Origin of the sequence: Paenibacillus oryziterrae (assembly GCF_042610485.1) — a bacterium.
In the GTDB taxonomy this organism is placed as follows: Bacteria; Bacillota; Bacilli; order Paenibacillales; family Paenibacillaceae; genus Paenibacillus_AQ.
In genome coordinates, this window is record NZ_JBGJZO010000003.1 from 68856 (window position 1) to 86032 (window position 17177).

The 17177-nt window shown below is 48.1% G+C and carries 18 protein-coding genes; 12 read left to right on the plus strand and 6 right to left on the minus strand.

Annotation, left to right across the window (positions count from 1 at the left end):
• Nucleotides 1-160: 160 nt before the first annotated feature.
• From ACAN55_RS04965 to sigF, 4 genes are all read left to right on the plus strand, one after another.
• Nucleotides 161-1351 (plus strand): D-alanyl-D-alanine carboxypeptidase family protein, encoded by a 1191-nt coding sequence (locus tag ACAN55_RS04965; RefSeq protein WP_379129831.1) that lies wholly within the window; start codon nt 161-163, stop codon nt 1349-1351.
• A 142-nt stretch (nt 1352-1493) separates the two neighbouring features.
• A complete protein-coding gene (gene spoIIAA, locus ACAN55_RS04970) occupies nt 1494-1847 on the plus strand; it encodes an anti-sigma F factor antagonist (protein WP_379128942.1) in 354 nt (117 codons plus the stop codon).
• Nucleotides 1844-2299, plus strand: a complete 456-nt coding sequence (gene spoIIAB / locus ACAN55_RS04975) for an anti-sigma F factor (protein WP_379128945.1) — start codon at nt 1844-1846, stop codon at nt 2297-2299. Before spoIIAA ends, spoIIAB begins: the two co-directional genes overlap by 4 nt.
• An 11-nt stretch (nt 2300-2310) precedes the next feature.
• Nucleotides 2311-3066: an RNA polymerase sporulation sigma factor SigF gene (gene sigF, locus ACAN55_RS04980; protein WP_379128948.1), complete on the plus strand. Its 756-nt coding sequence runs from the start codon at nt 2311-2313 to the stop codon at nt 3064-3066.
• A 298-nt stretch (nt 3067-3364) separates the two neighbouring features.
• On the opposite strand, the gene ACAN55_RS04985 is transcribed toward sigF, so the two are convergent.
• From ACAN55_RS04985 to ACAN55_RS05000, 4 genes are read right to left on the minus strand one after another with little or no spacing between them, the layout of a single operon-like run.
• Nucleotides 3365-4162, minus strand: coding sequence for a DUF2705 family protein (locus ACAN55_RS04985; protein WP_379128950.1), 798 nt, complete (start codon nt 4160-4162; stop codon nt 3365-3367).
• A gap of 16 nt (nt 4163-4178) precedes the next feature.
• On the minus strand, nt 4179-4976 hold the full coding sequence (locus ACAN55_RS04990; RefSeq protein ID WP_379128953.1) for an ABC transporter permease: 798 nt from the start codon (nt 4974-4976) through the stop codon (nt 4179-4181).
• Nucleotides 4977-4982: 6 nt separating this feature from the next.
• On the minus strand, nt 4983-5867 hold the full coding sequence (locus tag ACAN55_RS04995; RefSeq protein WP_379128955.1) for an ABC transporter ATP-binding protein: 885 nt from the start codon (nt 5865-5867) through the stop codon (nt 4983-4985).
• 17 nt (nt 5868-5884) lie between these two features.
• The gene (locus ACAN55_RS05000; protein WP_379128958.1) at nt 5885-6508 is read right to left on the minus strand and encodes a TetR/AcrR family transcriptional regulator; all 624 of its coding nucleotides are present in this window, start codon (nt 6506-6508) and stop codon (nt 5885-5887) included.
• 152 nt (nt 6509-6660) lie between these two features.
• On the opposite strand from ACAN55_RS05000, the gene ACAN55_RS05005 reads away from it, so the two are divergent.
• Nucleotides 6661-8217 (plus strand): ABC-F family ATP-binding cassette domain-containing protein, encoded by a 1557-nt coding sequence (locus ACAN55_RS05005; RefSeq protein ID WP_379128961.1) that lies wholly within the window; start codon nt 6661-6663, stop codon nt 8215-8217.
• Between the two features lie 115 nt (nt 8218-8332).
• A complete protein-coding gene (locus ACAN55_RS05010) occupies nt 8333-8542 on the plus strand; it encodes a MerR family transcriptional regulator (RefSeq protein WP_379128964.1) in 210 nt (69 codons plus the stop codon).
• A 27-nt stretch (nt 8543-8569) separates the two neighbouring features.
• On the opposite strand, the gene ACAN55_RS05015 is transcribed toward ACAN55_RS05010, so the two are convergent.
• Entirely contained in the window at nt 8570-8800 is a 231-nt protein-coding gene (locus ACAN55_RS05015; protein ID WP_379128967.1) for a hypothetical protein, read from the minus strand.
• Nucleotides 8801-8932: 132 nt separating this feature from the next.
• Here ACAN55_RS05015 and ACAN55_RS05020 point away from each other — a divergent pair, with 132 nt between their 5' ends.
• The gene (locus ACAN55_RS05020) at nt 8933-9163 is read left to right on the plus strand and encodes a hypothetical protein (protein ID WP_379128970.1); all 231 of its coding nucleotides are present in this window, start codon (nt 8933-8935) and stop codon (nt 9161-9163) included.
• 87 nt (nt 9164-9250) lie between these two features.
• Here the strand turns inward: ACAN55_RS05020 and ACAN55_RS05025 are convergent, their stop codons facing one another.
• The gene (locus ACAN55_RS05025) at nt 9251-10186 is read right to left on the minus strand and encodes an aldo/keto reductase (RefSeq protein ID WP_379128974.1); all 936 of its coding nucleotides are present in this window, start codon (nt 10184-10186) and stop codon (nt 9251-9253) included.
• A gap of 138 nt (nt 10187-10324) precedes the next feature.
• Here ACAN55_RS05025 and ACAN55_RS05030 point away from each other — a divergent pair, with 138 nt between their 5' ends.
• The 5 genes from ACAN55_RS05030 to ACAN55_RS05050 all read left to right on the plus strand — a co-directional run bounded on the left by ACAN55_RS05030 (nt 10325) and on the right by ACAN55_RS05050 (nt 17141).
• Entirely contained in the window at nt 10325-11113 is a 789-nt protein-coding gene (locus tag ACAN55_RS05030) for an ABC transporter ATP-binding protein (protein WP_379128977.1), read from the plus strand.
• On the plus strand, nt 11100-13028 hold the full coding sequence (locus ACAN55_RS05035; protein ID WP_379128980.1) for an FtsX-like permease family protein: 1929 nt from the start codon (nt 11100-11102) through the stop codon (nt 13026-13028). The genes ACAN55_RS05030 and ACAN55_RS05035 overlap by 14 nt, the downstream gene beginning before the upstream one ends.
• A 110-nt stretch (nt 13029-13138) precedes the next feature.
• Nucleotides 13139-14176, plus strand: a complete 1038-nt coding sequence (locus ACAN55_RS05040) for an NAD(P)/FAD-dependent oxidoreductase (protein ID WP_379128982.1) — start codon at nt 13139-13141, stop codon at nt 14174-14176.
• Between the two features lie 213 nt (nt 14177-14389).
• The gene (locus ACAN55_RS05045; protein ID WP_379128984.1) at nt 14390-15946 is read left to right on the plus strand and encodes a spore germination protein; all 1557 of its coding nucleotides are present in this window, start codon (nt 14390-14392) and stop codon (nt 15944-15946) included.
• Nucleotides 15927-17141 carry a Ger(x)C family spore germination protein gene (locus ACAN55_RS05050; protein ID WP_379128986.1) on the plus strand — a complete coding sequence of 405 codons (1215 nt, stop codon included), beginning with the start codon at nt 15927-15929 and terminating at the stop codon, nt 17139-17141. The genes ACAN55_RS05045 and ACAN55_RS05050 overlap by 20 nt, the downstream gene beginning before the upstream one ends.
• Nucleotides 17142-17177 lie beyond the last annotated feature (36 nt).

Genomic DNA, 17177 nt, shown 5'->3' on the forward strand with positions numbered 1-17177 from the left:
GGTGATTCTTTTAGTGAAATGGAATATTCTGAGTAAATTTTCGCCAGTTACGGGTGCATTTCCTTTATTTCTGGAATATTTTCCTTCTTTTTAGACGAAACTGGAACACAGTACCTGTGAAAAGAAGGTTAATGCTCAGGAGGGAACTATTGTGAGAAAAATGCGTTATTTAATTTCCATGTTGTTAATGCTTTGTCTAGTCATCGGACCTTTTCAACCGGGCCAGGCAAATGCGGAAGAGAAAACTAAGAGTTCCGTGAGTGTGAAGACTGCGGATTTGGCGCCGGGTGCGCGTTCCGCCATTTTGCTGGATGCCGGTACTGGCACCATCATTTATGAGAAGAACAGCCATGATAAGCTGCCTCCGGCAAGTATTACTAAGATTATGACGATGCTGCTCACGGTGGAGGCGCTGGATGACGGCCGTCTGCAACTGACAGACAAGGTGCGGACCAGTGAATACGCTGCGTCCATGGGGGGTTCTCAGATCTTTCTGGAGCCTGGAGAGGAAATGAGTGTCGACGAGATGCTTAAGGGCATCGCGATGGCCTCCGGCAATGACGCATCTGTAGCCATGGCGGAGAAGATCGCCGGTTCCGAATCTGCTTTCGTCGATATGATGAACAACCGCGCGGCTGAGCTGGGAATGCAGGATACTCATTTTGCCAATTGCAATGGTCTACCGTCGGATAATCATTACTCCTCTGCCCATGATATCGCCCTGATGAGCCGGGAGCTGCTGAAGCATGAACGGATTATCAAGTATACCGGAGCCTATCAGGACTACCTGCGCAAGGATTCCGAGAAACCGTTCTGGCTCGTGAATACGAATAAGCTTGTGCGTTTCTATACCGGCGCAGATGGATTGAAGACGGGGTATACCTCGGAAGCCAAGTTCTGTCTGTCAGCAACGGCTTCCAGAGACGGACTGCGTGCAGTGGCTGTCGTGCTGGGCGAACCAAATACCAAGACCCGCAACAGCGAAGTATCTGGAATGTTCGACTTCCTCTTCTCCCAATACAAGTTGCACACCATTCATAAGACAGGGGATACCATCGGCACCCTTCACATTGAAAAAGGGATAAAAGCCCAGTTGCCGATTGTTGCGAAGGAGAACTACAGCGTTCTTCTTAAAAAAGGGATTACGCAGGAAGGGATTCGGCATACAGTTGTTCTTCCGGAGAGCCTGAAAGCTCCAGTTGCGGAAGGACAATCCGTCGGGAAGCTTGTCGTCTACCAAGGTGAGACTGTTCTAAAGGAATATGATCTGAAGGCTGGAGAGGCCGTAGCCAAGGCGGGCTGGTGGAGGCTGTTCAAGCGGACGGCAGGATCATTGTTCACGGCTGATTAATTCCGGGTATTTTGTAGAATATCAGCGGGCCTTCTGTATGTTTATGAGAGTTTTCTTCTAGTTTTGTCGGGAGGCAGGATTCTGGTTTTGCCGCGTAGAAAACCTTGTCCTTGAAGGCACAACGAAGAGGAGAGTGGCACGCATGAATTCTCATGTGGAAATGGAGCATCACCGGGGAGTGCTGATTGTTCGTTTATCGGGGGAACTGGATCATCACGCAGCCGACTATGTAAGGATGGATATGGATGAGGCCATCATGCGGAGTCAGGTGGAACATCTGGTGATTAGCCTTAAGCATCTGCAGTTTATGGATAGCTCCGGACTGGGCGTAATTCTTGGAAGATACAAGCTGATTCGCAGCAAAGGCGGGAAAATGGCCGTATGCGACGCCACTGCACCTGTACGCCGGCTGCTTGAAATGTCGGGCCTGTTCAAAATCATGCCCCTATATGATGACGAGAGCGCTGCACTCTCGAATTTGGAGGTAGCGTTATGACAAAGAGTGAAGCGGGTAACTTCATGCACGTTCAGTTCGCTGCAAGGTCGGAGAATGAGTCGTTTGCGCGCGTGGTTGTCGCTGCCTTCGTCGCCCGGCTTGATCCAACGATGGATGAACTCAACGACCTGAAGACGGTGGTCTCCGAGGCGGTGACCAACTGCATTATCCATGGATATGACAGCGATCCGGCCGGCATTGTCAGCATCTCCGCATCCATTGAACAGGAGACGATTCATCTGACCATTGAGGATCAGGGGCGGGGCATAGAGGATTTGGAGCTGGCACAACAGCCGCTGTATACTTCCAAACCGGAGCTTGAGCGTTCAGGCATGGGATTTACCATCATGGAAAATTTCATGGATGAGTTCGAAGTTAGCAGCACTCCCGGCCAAGGCACCTCTATTTCCATGAAGAAGACCATCGTCTCGAAAAAAGCTTTATACAATTAGGGGTTGGAGCCATGAATGTCGAATCTAAAAAAGCTCCGCCGACCTATTTGGACGATGCGGAGGTTAAACGTCTGATCGCGCTTAGCCAGGCCGGAGATAATCTGGCCCGCGATACGCTGGTCAGCTGCAATATCCGTCTGGTCTGGTCGGTGGTGCAGAGGTTTATGAACCGGGGATACGAGCCTGATGATTTGTTCCAGATTGGCTGTATCGGGCTGCTTAAGTCCGTTGATAAATTCGACCTCAGCTATGAGGTTAAATTCTCCACCTATGCCGTGCCGATGATTATTGGTGAAATCCAGCGGTTCCTGCGAGATGACGGTACCCTGAAGGTCAGCCGTTCTCTGAAGGAAATGGCCAATAAGGTACGCAAGATGAAGGATGAAATGTCCAAGACGCTCGACCGTCTGCCGACAATCGGTGAGGTAGCGGAGGCACTGGGCGTAACGCCCGAAGAAATTGTCTTCGCCCAGGAAGCCAACAAGCCGCCGACCTCAATCCACGAGACTGTATTCGAGAACGACGGCGACCCGATTACCTTGATCGATCAAATCGCCGACGAATCGCAGGAGCGCTGGTTCGATAAGCTCGCATTGAACGAAGCTATTGGGGGTCTAAGTGAACGGGAGCGTCTTATCGTCTATCTGCGCTACTACCGCGACCAGACCCAGTCCGAGGTCGCAAGCCGTCTGGGCATATCCCAGGTTCAGGTCTCGCGGCTGGAGAAGAAAATCCTGCAGAATATTAAGGAGCAGATTGCGCAGTAGGGAATGTACTATAGAATTCTGACAAAGCAACTTTTTGAGAGGAATTCGTGAAATATCCTCTACAAAGCACAATGAACTTCTTAAAACAACGTATATTGTGCTAGTTCTGTTGTGTTAAATGCAATAGACAACCTATTTCTTCTTCAAATGACTTATGATAACGCCAAAACAAGCCCTTCACCAAAATCATATGGTGAAAGGGCTTGTTCTTGTGTTTTTTCATAATATAAAAGTCAGCTAAAGAACTTATACAGGTGTTTTCAGGTGTATTTGTCTGTATCTCGACTAGTCTCCTCCATCACCCGTTCAAATCCCTTTTCTTAAAATACACATAGGTCACGGTAACCAACGCCGCAATGATCGCTGCCGACAGCAAGACGAACACTGGATCCAACCCTCCGCCATACATCACATTTTTGGCTTCAAAATATTTAAACGGCGTAATGTATTTCAGACCTTCCAGCTTCTCATTCAAATCAATGGCAATGGACAACACGAAGGTCAGCAGAAGAATTCCCGTAGACAGGGAGCCTGCAGTCTTGGGTTTCCTTTTCACCGAAGCAATGGCACTTCCTATAACCATGAACAGGAGCTGCACAATCAGAAGTCCAACCATGGTCATAAAGATATCGCTGGTTACCGATTCACCTTTACTGTAATTCCCTACGATTACAATGGACGAGATCAAAGTTACAACGTTAAGGATGACAAGATTCACTAATGCGGCTACCAGCTTCGACGTGATGATCTGGGTTCTAGAGAGCGGCTTTACAAATAAAAATTCGGAAGTTTTATCCCGCTCTTCTTTGGCGATAATATTCGCTCCCAGCATCGCTGCGTGGATCGCAGCCATAAGTAGAAGATACAGGAACAAGATTCCGTAATACCCGCTCGCCTTATTCAGATCCAGGTCCCCGACGTCCATGATAGCTTGCATCGACTTCGGCATATCTGCCATCATATCGCTCATCGATTGGCCTGAAGATGATAAACCGGCGTATTTGCTCATACCGGATACAACCATGAGGAAGACGCCAATGCTCCATAGGATGATGGACTTCCGGTATGCTTTCATTTCTCTCCAGAATATGTTCATGACTTAAAGTCTCCTTTTACACCGCATGGATATCCTTTTTAATATAAACTGTATAGCTGGCTGCAACCGCAATCACAATAATGACCGCACCCGCAACCAGATAAGCCGCCTCATACCCCGAATGGTTCATAATATAGGCAGTATCGAAATATTTGAACGGGGAGAAGTATCGGACATTCTCCTTATCAGTGCTGCTGCCGATCATCCCGATGAAATAGAAGGAGAACACCGTTGCCAGCGATACCGTCAACACGGACTTGATCTTCCGAACCATCACGGAGACGGCGATTCCGATCGCCAGGAAAATAACTTGTGTCAAAAATACCGTCAAACCGAGCAGAATGAATATCTCCATGCTATAATCCTCTGTCTTCACCGAGGACGCCATCGCCACAGCGGCTGCTGTGTATACGATATTAGTAATAACCAGTGACAAGACAGCGGCCAAGAGTTTGGCTGTTAGGATCGTGGTGCGCTTAACCGGCTTCGTCAGCAGGAAATCCGCGGTCTTCTCCCGGACTTCCTTGGATACAATCGAAACTCCGATATTCATCGCCTGAATGGCTCCAATCAGCACGATGAACGTCAGGGCATACGAATAGAAGCCCAGAATCGTAAATAAATTCTCCAAATCCATCCCGAGCGCTTTGCGAAGCGGTTCCGGATAACCTTTAAGCAGCTTAGCGAATTCTTCGGCGTCTTTGGCAAAAGCAGGGAACATCGACATAAACAGTGCCATCACCGCGATTAAAGACACTAACCAGATAATCGTGGATTTCCGGTAAGACCTTAACTCATGCAGAAATATATTCATAATGGCTTAAGCCTCCTTGACATAGTAGTGCATAAAGATCTCCTCAAGATCCGGCTCATCAATCCATACGTTTGCGATTTCCGTTCCGGCGATTCTTTGGAGCACCGAATTGAGATTCCCTCTGAACAGGAAGCTGACCGTATGATCCTTCACTTCAAGCTTACTCACCCCAGGAAGATCGAAATAGTCCGCCGCTAAAACGTCCTTCGTTTGAATTTTGAATTTCTTGTAGTTATTCTCCTGCAGTGTGCTGATCTTCTCCACTGTAACGATGGAGCCTTCCTTAATAATCGCCACCCGGTTACAGAGCCGCTGAACTTCGCTTAAGATATGGGAGGAGAAGAGGACCGTTGCGCCTTTGGCATTCTCAGCTTCAAGCAGTTCAAAGAATTTCTGCTGCATGAGCGGGTCGAGGCCACTGGTAGGCTCATCAAGGATAATCAGCTTAGGCTCGTGGAGCAGTCCTTGAACAATCCCAACTTTCTTTTTATTCCCCAGGGATAAATCATCGATTTTTTTCGTCAGATCCAGATCCATGATCTCCGCAAGTTCCTTGATTCGTTTCGTGCAATCTTTTTTATAAAAGCTGGCGGAATATTTCAGCAGGTCGATGACCTTCATATTGTCGTAGTAAAAGACCTCCGAGGGCAGGTAGCCGATTTCCTTCTTGATCTCTGGCGCAAATTCAATGCAGTCTTTGCCGAAGATTTTGGCGCTTCCGCTGGTAGGATATATTAAAGAGAGCAGGGTCCGGATCGTCGTGGATTTGCCGGCACCATTCGGACCGATGAAGCCAAAGATCTCCCCTTCTTCCACGTTAAAGCTAATATCTGTAATTCCTCTGGATTTGCCGTACGTTTTGGTCAGATGGTTAATTTCGATTACGTTCATGATTAAGCGCCCCCCGGTTATTTGTAAAAAGCAATACGCAGCATCTCACAGTACGTATCCATTTCCGCCATCATTTCATCCACGTCATAATCCTCAAGCGTGATGGCCGCGACCTTGTCCTGTTGTTTATAAGCGAACCCTTCCATAGTCCAGTAAATAATACTGAGGGCCTTCTCGATGTCGATGCCCTCTTTGAAGCTGGAAAAGTCGAGTCCGCTAAAGATATCTTTATAGCCTTTATCCAGAAACTGCTTCTGCCTCAGCTCCAAATCCGGTTTTACCTCAGAGGCTACCTCCGGGCGGATCGTCTTGATGAAACCAAACACATTCGGGTATTTACTGAATAATTCAAATTTAATCATGCCTACCTGCTTGTAGCGGGCAAAGATGTCCTTTTCATTCCAATCCACTCTCTGCTGGATTTCATCCATCAGTAATTCCATGAAATAATCGAACAGGAAGAGGTACAAATCCTTTTTATTATTGAAATAATGGAAGAGCAGGCCTTTGGAAATCCCGGCTTCCTTCACGATTTCATTGGTAGATGCATTTTGATAGCCTTTCAGGGCAAATTCTTTCAAAGCTGCATTTAATATCCGGTCCTGCTTCTCCGGATTCAGCGTCATAAATTTCGAAAACAATGAAATCACCTCCAAGGCACCGTTTTGACCACACTGGTCAATATGATAATAACTCCGTTGACCAATCTGGTCAATCCCTTTTTTTCATTGAGTTTTCATCCATTCCTGCTTATAATATTAACGATAAAATACAGAAAAAAAGGTGTCCATAAATGAGTATATTAAATGTTGAAGCGTTAAGTCATGGCTTTGGGGATCGCGCGATCTTCAAGGATGTATCGTTCCGCCTGCTTAAGGGCGAGCATATCGGATTAATCGGCGCGAATGGCGAAGGTAAATCCACGTTTATGAATATTGTTACCGGCAAGCTGCAGCCTGATGAAGGCAAGGTTGAATGGTCCAAGCGCGTACGGGTCGGGTATCTCGATCAGCATGCTGTACTGACTAAAGGTTCTACGATTCAGGATGTGCTGCGCGGCGCATTCCAATACTTGTTCGATATGGAGCAAGAGATGAATGATATGTACGGCCGGATGGGCGATGTGACACCGGACGAGCTGGAGAAGATGCTGGAGGAAGTCGGCACGATTCAGGATACTTTGACAAGTCAGGATTTCTACATGATCGACGCAAAGGTGCAGGAGACGGCGCGCGGCCTCGGGATTACCGATATTGGCCTTGACCGTGATGTATCCGAGCTTAGCGGCGGGCAGCGGACTAAGATTCTGCTGGCGAAGCTGCTGCTGGAGAAGCCGGATATTCTTCTCCTCGATGAGCCTACGAACTATTTGGACGAACAGCATATTGAATGGCTGAAACGTTACCTTCAGGAGTATGAGAATGCGTTCATTCTGATCTCTCATGATATTCCGTTCCTGAACAGCGTCATCAACCTGATCTATCATATGGAGAATCAGAAGCTGTCCCGCTACGTTGGAGACTACGATCAATTCCAGCAGGTCTACGAAATGCGCAAGCAGCAGCTGGAATCCGCTTTTAACCGTCAGCAGCAGGAGATTGCCGAGCTGAAGGATTTCGTAGCCCGCAACAAAGCGAGTGTGGCTACGCGGAATATGGCTATGTCCAGACAGAAGAAGCTCGACAAGATGGAGATCATCGAGATGTCGAAAGAGAAGCCGAAGCCGCAGTTTAACTTCAAGGAAGGCAAAACTTCCGGCAAAATGATCTTCGAAGCGAAGCAGCTCGTGATTGGATACGACAGCCCGCTGTCCCGTCCGCTGGATCTTTCCATGGAACGCGGCCAGAAGATCGCCCTGGTCGGTGCGAACGGTATCGGTAAGACAACTCTCTTGCGCAGCATCCTGGGCGAAATCCCTGCGCTCGATGGCACCGTGGAACGTGGCTACCATCTGGAGATCGGCTACTTCGAGCAGGAGTCCAAGGAAGGCAACTACAATACATGTATTGAGGAAGTCTGGGAGACATTCCCGTCCTTCTCGCAGTTCGAGGTGCGTGCGGCGCTCGCGAAATGCGGACTGACCACGAAGCATATCGAGAGCAAGATCGCTGTCCTCAGTGGTGGCGAGAAAGCGAAGGTCCGTCTGTGCAAGCTCATCAACAGCGAGAGCAACCTGCTCGTGCTCGATGAGCCGACAAATCACTTGGATGTGGATGCTAAAGAAGAGCTCAAACGCGCTTTGAAAGCCTACAAGGGAAGCATTCTGCTCATTTCCCATGAACCGGAATTCTACCGTGAAATCGCAACGGATATCTGGAACTGCGAGTCCTGGACAACGAAAGTATTCTAAAAATACACACGGATCAACCCGCAATACTACAGCGAAGTACACCCTTCAGAATAGGCATTGGAATAAACTTTGGTTTATCCGATGAATTCTGGGGGGTGTACTTTTTATTTATCTCTTGACGTGGAGTAAACTCCATACGACACCGGGAAAGAACAGGGGAAATCGTCAGAAGGAGTATGGCAAGGCAACGCTGGATGGACTCAGCACCATTATCCGATTACGGCGAACCCATATGCCGATCAAGGAAAATAAACGTTATATCAGCTTGGCATCTCTTCAAAATTACGAGAGCTGCTACGATGTACTCCATCAGCACAAACTTTAAATCGAGTCCGAGATGGATGAATAGACCTTACAGATCCGCTTCCATAGATTCCTTTGCCCAGCGGTTCTTGGCCGCTGGGCGACCTCTGGATATCCTCATTAATAACGCAGGGATTATGGCGGTCAGTTCAAGTCTGCCAATGCGCTGTTTGCTGTGGCGTTGGACAAACATGGTTATGCACATGGCGACCGGGCCTTCTCCGTTCATCCCGGCAGAATCATGACCGTGAATGACGGCATCCCTGCCAGTCGATCTCAAATTAGACGGCAGAACTTTTTTATTCCAATCGCTATATCTGTGCTATCATAGTACAAACATTCAGTAAAGAAGTCATCCATGCTTGATACAGAGAGAACCGAAGAAAGGAATGAACAAGAAGGAGGAGAGAGGTTGAAAAAGATATTTACCCGGGTGGCAGTCGCGCTGCTTATTCTTACAATCGCAGCCATTATAGTGTGCTTTTATATTAATCAATTTGCATATGCTTACGGACTGATTCTGGTACTCTTCTTCGTATTTGCAGGACTTGGGCAACTCTATAAGCTTCGTAATGATGAGTATATGTTCGAGAAAGAAATGAAACGTCAGAATGAACAGATCGAGAAGGATTACCTAAGATAACACTTTCAGATCCCCACATGCCATAACAAAGCCCGCGTCCAGCTTATGCTGAATGCGGGCTTTCGATTTAAACTCGGAGCAGACAGATTACCATCCGAGATTGTGATGTTTGATCTCCGTCTCCCAGAGCTCTTGAAGTTTCTTAACATGCTCTTGCGGCATGAAGGCATCTCCGGCCTTCACATTCCCGGCAAGCTGTACGCTGTTTCGGACTCCCGGGATTACGGTACTGACCTCCGGATAGGCGAGGATAAATCTCAAAGCCGCCATAGTCATGGTGGTCTCTTCGTCTGTGACGAAGCGGATTTTCTCCAGCAGGTCTGCACGCTTACGGATCACCTCCGGTGACCAGCGGCTTCTAACGCCGGCGAACGTACTGCTGCTGTCGTATTTACCGGACAGCCAGCCGGAGTCGAGCGGGATTTTAATGATAAGGGCAATGTCCGTGTCCTTCGCCAACTTGAAGGCCTCAGCCGTCTCCTGATAAAAGATATTAAACATGACCTCCATAACACCTATGGAAGTATGGTTCATGACTTCGAACATTTCCTCCGAAGAATCGACAGAAACCCCGTAAGATAGGATTTTCCCCTCAGCTTTTAGCTGTTCGAATACTTCAAACTGTCCATGTTTCCCGTCCAAATGTTCAAATGGGGGGTTATGTATCAAGACAGAGTCTAAATAATCGGTTTGCAGGCGTATCAGGCTTTGTTCGACGGAAGCACGGATGTGATCTGCACCGTAGTTCGAAGTTCCATCGGCACCGTGACCGAATTTAGTGTTGATGACTGCCTCGCCGCGTCTTCCTTTGAGCGCTTGTCCAAGCAGGATTTCACTAGCCCCCCGGCCATAATTGGGAGCTGTGTCGAAGAAATTGACACCGCTTTCTAATGCTTCATGCACAAGAGCGATCGCTGCTGAATCCTCCATGGCTTCCCAATCCTGTTTGTTGCCCAGCTGCCAGGCGCCGAATCCGATTTCGGAGACGAATTTCCCGGTACGCCCGTATGGTCTTTTCTTCACAAATATTCACTCCTTCGTGGAATTTCCTGAAATGAAACTCCTACCGAAATTATAAGGCGGCTACCGGGATCTGGCAATTTGTGAAAAATGAAACTTGCCAGGGTATCCCCTCGTTTAATACCGATAAGAGGAAATTTCTTGAAAAAGGGTGGTGCCGGGATGCCGATCGTGGAAACGGAACATGTGTTCAAGCAGTACAAAGGCAAGAGCAGAGGCGAGTTGGCCCAGGTTTTGAACGGAATCACACTAAAGGTGGAAGAAGGCGAGTTCGTTGCCATTATGGGTCCATCCGGCAGCGGGAAGACCACATTGTTAAATATATTGAGCGGCATTGATCCGGATTACAGTGGAGTTGTCCGCATAGCCGGGAATGAGCTTGGCGACATGTCCGGGAATGAGCTGGCTCTTTTCCGGCGCAGGAATATGGGATTTGTTTTTCAGGATTATAACCTGCTTGATAGCCTGACACTGAGGGAGAATGTGCTTCTTCCCCTGGTACTTGACGGTCAGGACCCCGGGGAGATGGATGCTGCGGCCTCGGCGGTATTGAGCTTCTTTGAGCTTGAGGATCTCAAGGATAAGTATCCTTACACCGTCTCGGGAGGCCAGCAGCAGCGGACGGCGATCTGCCGGGCGGTTATCGGGAGACCTGAGGTAGTGTATGCGGACGAGCCGACAGGGAATCTGGATTCTAAATCTGCGGGTAAGGTGATGAAGTGCTTCACGAAGCTGAATGCCGATCAGGGGACAACGATCCTTATGGTCACGCACGACCCGTTCGCGGCCAGCTTCTGTAGCAGGGTGATCTTTATCCGAGATGGTGAGATTAGCATGGAGATCGCCAGGGAGGGGAACCGCAAGGAGTTTTTTGACATGATCCTGAAAAGTCTCGTGCAGTTAGGAGGCGGGGAGAATGACCTATATTGAAATGCTGCTGAGAATATTCAGGGCGAATCTAAGGCGGTATACACTCTTTTTTGCCTGCAGCAGCTTTGCGGTTATGGTCTATTTCATGTTCACCTCGCTCGCGACCAACCCGGCTTTTAGTGACATGAACGTGGTTACCTCCAGGATTTCCAGCGGCCTCTACGCCCCGAAATGGGCAACTGCCTTCTTCTCCGTTATTTTCATTGTCTATGCCCAAAGTGCATTCGTGAAATTCCGAAAAAAAGACTTTGGCATGTTCATGGTCCTTGGGATGACCCGCGGTGACGTCCGGAAGATCATTGTATTTGAAAATGCAGCCATAGGCTTGGCCTCCATTATGACGGGGCTTGTGACTGGGACGCTTGCGTCTTATTTGTTCTATCTTCTGGCGATGAAGATTACTGCGCTGCAGAATGTGCCTTTTGCTTTGACACCAGAAAGCTATCTGCATACGGGAGCTTTTTTTGCTGCTATTTATGCAGTGGTGATTACAGGCAGCCTGGTGGTCTCCAGCCGGTACCGCATTATTAATCTCTTAAAGGAAAGCAGGGTCAGAGACCGGAGCTGGCTTGAGAACAGCGTATCCGGCATATTCGGTGTCGTTCTTACCGGTTATGGCGTTGTGGATATGATCAGCCATTATGCCGGTGATGAGGGGGCTCTGCCGAGAAGTCTGGTGCTTCTATATACGGGAATCTATTTCATCTTGTCCAGTCTTCCAGGCTGGATCGATCGGGTGTATAAGCGTTCCCCCAGTCTGTATTACCGGAGCCTCATGGCCAGATCTGAGCTAAACTACACGTTTGGACAATCGAAGAAGATCCATCTTCTCATCTCGATCCTTGTCACGGTAACGATATTCTTGAGCAGTCTGGCGCTTCTGCTGAACTCACAGTCCCTGAATGCCGCCACTCTGGATAACCCGGACCAGTTGTTCTATGCCGAGCGTTTCGGGAAAAATGCTCTGCCGGAAGCAGAACTGAACGCGATTATCGGGACAGAGGCATTCGTCTCGCATAAAAAAATGAATTACATCGATCAGGGGCCTTATAAAATGATCTCCGCCTCTGAAATGAACGCCGTACTGGGTACTAGCTTTCAGATTAGCATAGGTCACTTTCTGAGTGTGTCTCAGATCCGGTCCGATGACGGTTATGACCATGAGAATGTAGATTTGAAGAAATTTAAGGTACCCATGAAATCAGGCAGCCTTGCGCTCTCCTCCCAGGGGTCTGAGCAAAAGATATGGTTCAGCACACCTATCTTAATGAAGGGAGGAATTCTCCTTATCGTCAACGATGAGGATTACCGTAAGATTGAACTGGATCAACCGGCAGCCGTGGGTTTGATTCATTTGATAAATTTCAAGGACTGGCGACAAACGGAAGGGGTCTACCATCGGCTGAATACAGCCTTGGCACAGTACAATAAAGCACACACAGAACCAATGTATGACGACCCCCGGCTGGAGGAGCGGGTATTTGCCGCAGGCTCAAGAATCGCTGATTACATGGAGATCAGGCAGTCCGCTTCTTTTTTATTACTTGTGCTGGTATTTATGGGTTTGCTGTTTTTTATGAGTTCCTGTGTGATCCTTCATTTCCGCGTGCTTACTGAGCTGGAGCGGGACCGGGTGAAGTACGGCAAATTGAACAAAATAGGCATTACTGCCGGGGAGACTGCACGGATGGTCAGAGACTCTTTCAGGGTCCTTTTCTTTGCCCCTTATATAGTTGCAATAATCGTTTCGGCCTTCTACACCACAGCTACCGTGTATATGAGCATGAATCAATGGATCTCACCCTTACGTTATTCGCTACTCACAGGAGCTGCGTTCATGGCCTTTCAGTGGCTTTATTATATGCTGTATACAAGATGGTACATAAGGAAGATGCTAAGATTCATGGGTTTGTAATCCGGAGAATTGTCCATTGCCAAAGGATGGGCAGTTCCTTTACAATGAGTAAATGATAATGATAATCAATTTCACGATACTACATAATCATTTACCGGAGGGAACCAGACATGAGCGAACAGCTGGAATTATATGATGTAACCATTATTGGCGGCGGTCCTGCAGGAATGTATACCGCCTTTTACAGTGGCATGAGAGACCTCAAGACCAAGCTGATTGAAGCGAAGGAAGAGCTCGGCGGCAGAATGCTCGTCTACCCGGAGAAGATGATCTGGGATGTGGGCGGTGTTACTCCGACGTTATGCAAGGATCTGGTCGAACAGCTGAAGGAGCAGGCGCTGACTTTTGAACCAACGATTGTATTGGGGCAGCAGATTGTTCATCAGGAGCGGCTGGAGGATGGCACGTATATGCTGACATCCGCTAACGGAGAGAAGCACTGGACACGAACGGTTATTCTAGCCATCGGATATGGCATCCTGCAGATGGCGAAGCTGGAAATTGACGGCGCAGAGCGTTACGAGGTGACCAACCTTCATTATACGGTTCAGGAGCTCGAGCCTTTCAGAGGCAAGCATGTGCTGATCTCCGGGGGCGGAGATTCGGCGGTGGACTGGGCCAATGAGCTGGAGCCCGTCGCGGCAAGCGTTACGGTTGTACATCGCAGAGAGAGTTTCGGCGGTCACGAAAGCAATATTATGCGGATGAAGAACTCTTCGGTGAACGTCAGGGTTCCCTATACGGTCAGCCAGCTGCACAGCAGCGACGGGGAGTTAATTGACCGGGTAACGGTCAGCCATGTGGAGACTGGAGAAATGGAGCAATTCACTGTGGATGCAGTCATCGTCAACCACGGTTTGAAAAGCGATTTCGGTCCCTTGCGTGAGTGGGGGCTGGATATGGGCGAATGGTGCGTGAGCGTCACTGATAAGCTGGAAACAAATCTGTCCGGGATCTTCGCCGCAGGAGATTTCGTGGATTACCCGAGCAAGGTGCGGCTGATTGCCGGAACCTTCACGGATGCGGTTCTTGCGCTAAACAGCGCAAAGCTATATATGGACCCATCCGCACCAAAGGCGGCTTATGTCTCTTCCCATAATGACCGTTTTAAGGAGAAGAATAAGGCGCTGGGCGTAGTCGAACACTAAAGGCCCATAATGACGATTAGTCCAAACTTCAGTACAGTAAGGCTATTGCCGTGTATGTATTGCTGAAGCACATCTTCTGTAGATCCTGATTGGCCATTCGGTGGCTGATCGGGATTTTTTTGATAGATAAAGCTGGGTAGAAGGATCGTCTGAATTCCATAACTTGCATAAAAAAAGAATAGATCGTGAACAGTATAGGCAGGAGGTGCTCAGATGCCTGTGTACAGAATGCCCGACCCTGACCAGCAAAAGAAAGAAAAGGAGCCGCTTCACTCTTCTTTGGCAGACAATCTCCGTGATATCCGAAAAAGAACAGGGAACAGCAATGATTTCGTTATCCGAAAATTTGCACTCCTGCATTCACCGATTCAGGTAGCTGCTGTATATGTAGCTGGGTTAACCGAAAAGGATTCGGTCAATGACTTTGTGACACATGCGTTGTCGTTTGAAGCCAAGGAATCTGGAAAGCTAGAGGTAACCACGAGTCTTGAGATATTCGACTATATGAAAGAAGTAGCGCTGAGTACGGGTGAGGAGAGCGTAATAAGCGATTGGGACAAGCTTTTTGAAATGCTGTTCTCCGGAGGGACCGTCATACTGATTGATGGGTTAAAGGAAGCTGTAAGCAGCAATACGAGCGGCGGAGAGGTCCGGTCCGTTACGGAACCTTCTACCCAGGTAGCTATTCGTGGTTCGAAAGAAAGTTTTACCGAATCGATCGGCACTAATATTTCCCTTGTACGCAGAAAAATTAAGAACCCTAATTTATGGGTGGAGAGCATGAAGCTAGGCACAGTAACACAAACGGATGTATCCATCATGTACATTAACGGAATCGCTAAAGAGGAACATGTAGAGAACTTAAAAAAGAAACTGAAGGCCATGCATCTGGATTCCATTCTCGAATCGGGGTACATCGAGCAGTTGATGGAAGACAATACGTATTCCCCTTTTCCAACGGTGTACAATACAGAACGGCCGGATAGCGTTGCCGGAAATGTACTCGAAGGGCGGATTGCTATTTTTGTGGATGGAACCCCTTTTGTATTGATTGTACCTACCACTTTTTTTATGTTTTTTCATGCGGTTGAGGATTACTATCAGCGGTTTGATATCTCTTCATGGATTCGGTTGCTCCGTTTAATGTGCCTAATGATCTCATTGTTTGGTCCTGCATTATTCATAGCAGCCCTTAACTTTCATCAGGAGATGATTCCTACTCCCTTGCTGATTAATTTGGCTTCACAGCGGGAAGGAGTACCCTTTCCGGTGTTCGTGGAGGTTCTTCTGCTGGAGATTACTTTCGAAATTATCCGTGAGGCCGGAATACGCATGCCGTCACCAATCGGCCAAACTGTATCTATCATAGGCGGTCTTGTATTGGGACAGGCTGCCGTGCAGGCGGGCATTGTCTCTCCCGCCATGGTAATCGTCGTATCTTTGACTGGTATCTCCAGCTTTGCCACACCGGCTTTCAATATGGCACTTTCCATCCGTATCCTTCGGTTCGGCATTATGTTTATTGCAGCATTTATGGGGCTCTACGGAATATGTATCGCTAGCTTCATCCTGGTCTCCCATATGTGCAGTCTGCGTTCCTTAGGAGTTCCTTTTATGTCTCCTTTAGCTCCTTTCATTCTGCAGAGTCTGAAGGATTCCATTCTACGGGCACCTCTCAAATTTATGAAGCAGCGGCCAGGTTTAGTTAGCCAAAAGAACGTAGCGCTGAATGCAAAGGGCGGGAACCGGGATGATGATAGCGATAACTAGATGGATGCTGAACGTGCTGGTGTCATTAAGCTTGGTCTTGCCGCTGTCAGGATGCTGGAACAGTAGGGAACTGAACGACCTCTCCATTGTCAGCGGCATCGGAATTGATAAAGCAGACGATAAGGATGAATACCGGGTGACTTTTCAAGTGGTAAACCCTACCTCTACAGCTACCAGTACGGGTGCCAGTACAGGTCAACCGCCAATCACCATTTATACATCTACGGACCGCACTATATTTGGCGCATTGCGGAAAACCTCCAGAAAATCGTCCAGGCAATTATTTTTTGCCCATACCCAGTTGGTCGTCATCGGCGAAGCCTTGGCCCGGAGCGGGATCAATGATATTTTTGATATTTTCGAACGCTCTCATGAGCTTCGGCTGAACTCTGCAATTCTGGTATCCCGGAATTCGAACGCGGCATCGATCCTGAAGGTATTAATACCTGTCGAGAGCCTGCCTGCCATCGGTTTAGTCAAGAAATCAAGGAATACCTCCAGATTATGGGGGGAGAACAGGGAAGTTAATATTTTCGAGACTATTAAAGGGATTACAGGGGAGAGCGAGCTGGTGCTCAGCGGTATTCAACTCACTGGAGATCCTGAGGAGGGCAAGAAGAAGACGAATCTGGAACAGACAGAAGTGAAGACCCTCACCATGATGAAAGGCCTTGCCGTGTTCAAGGATGGGAAATTGGTGGATTGGATGGAAGGTCCGGCAGCAAGAGGAACGCAATGGGTGCTTAATCAATTAAAGACGACAACGATAAATATCGATTCCGGTGAACAAAAAGAGTCCGTTGCTGTTGATGTTACCTTCTCCAAGACAAAAGTTGCGATTGAGCTCCGGCAGGGATTACCTGTTTTTCATATTCGTATCTCGGAGGAAGGATCTCTGAGCGAGACGAAGGCTCCAGTCGATTTTAGCAAACGGGATGTGATACTAGATCTGGAGAAAGAGATGGCGAAGGAGACACAAGAAGAAGTGAAGCAAGCCATTCAAACCGCACAGCGCTTCGGGAGTGATATTTTTGGTTTTGCAGATCAATTGAAGAGAACAAAGCCCAACGTATGGAAAGGTGTGGAAAATGATTGGGATACGTTATTTGCCAAAGGCCAAGCGGATATCCAAGTAGAGGCTTACATCCGCAGTACCGGAATGAGAATTAAGTCGTATTTGATTAAACCGGAATAAACATGTGTCTGCCGGAAAGGAAGTGCGAAGCTTAAC

Bases quoted from the DNA above. Each gene is read 5' to 3' on its own strand.
- sigF (WP_379128948.1), top strand. From the start codon at position 2,311: ATGAATGTCGAATCTAAAAAAGCTCCGCCGACCTATTTGGACGATGCG.
- ACAN55_RS05050 (WP_379128986.1), top strand. From the start codon at position 15,927: ATGATGATAGCGATAACTAGATGGATGCTGAACGTGCTGGTGTCATTA.
- spoIIAA (WP_379128942.1), top strand. From the start codon at position 1,494: ATGAATTCTCATGTGGAAATGGAGCATCACCGGGGAGTGCTGATTGTT.
- ACAN55_RS04995 (WP_379128955.1), bottom strand. From the start codon at position 5,867: ATGAACGTAATCGAAATTAACCATCTGACCAAAACGTACGGCAAATCC.
- ACAN55_RS05040 (WP_379128982.1), top strand. From the start codon at position 13,139: ATGAGCGAACAGCTGGAATTATATGATGTAACCATTATTGGCGGCGGT.
- ACAN55_RS04990 (WP_379128953.1), bottom strand. From the start codon at position 4,976: ATGAATATATTTCTGCATGAGTTAAGGTCTTACCGGAAATCCACGATT.
- spoIIAB (WP_379128945.1), top strand. From the start codon at position 1,844: ATGACAAAGAGTGAAGCGGGTAACTTCATGCACGTTCAGTTCGCTGCA.
- ACAN55_RS04985 (WP_379128950.1), bottom strand. From the start codon at position 4,162: ATGAACATATTCTGGAGAGAAATGAAAGCATACCGGAAGTCCATCATC.
- ACAN55_RS05035 (WP_379128980.1), top strand. From the start codon at position 11,100: ATGACCTATATTGAAATGCTGCTGAGAATATTCAGGGCGAATCTAAGG.
- ACAN55_RS05005 (WP_379128961.1), top strand. From the start codon at position 6,661: ATGAGTATATTAAATGTTGAAGCGTTAAGTCATGGCTTTGGGGATCGC.
- ACAN55_RS05045 (WP_379128984.1), top strand. From the start codon at position 14,390: ATGCCTGTGTACAGAATGCCCGACCCTGACCAGCAAAAGAAAGAAAAG.
- ACAN55_RS04965 (WP_379129831.1), top strand. From the start codon at position 161: ATGCGTTATTTAATTTCCATGTTGTTAATGCTTTGTCTAGTCATCGGA.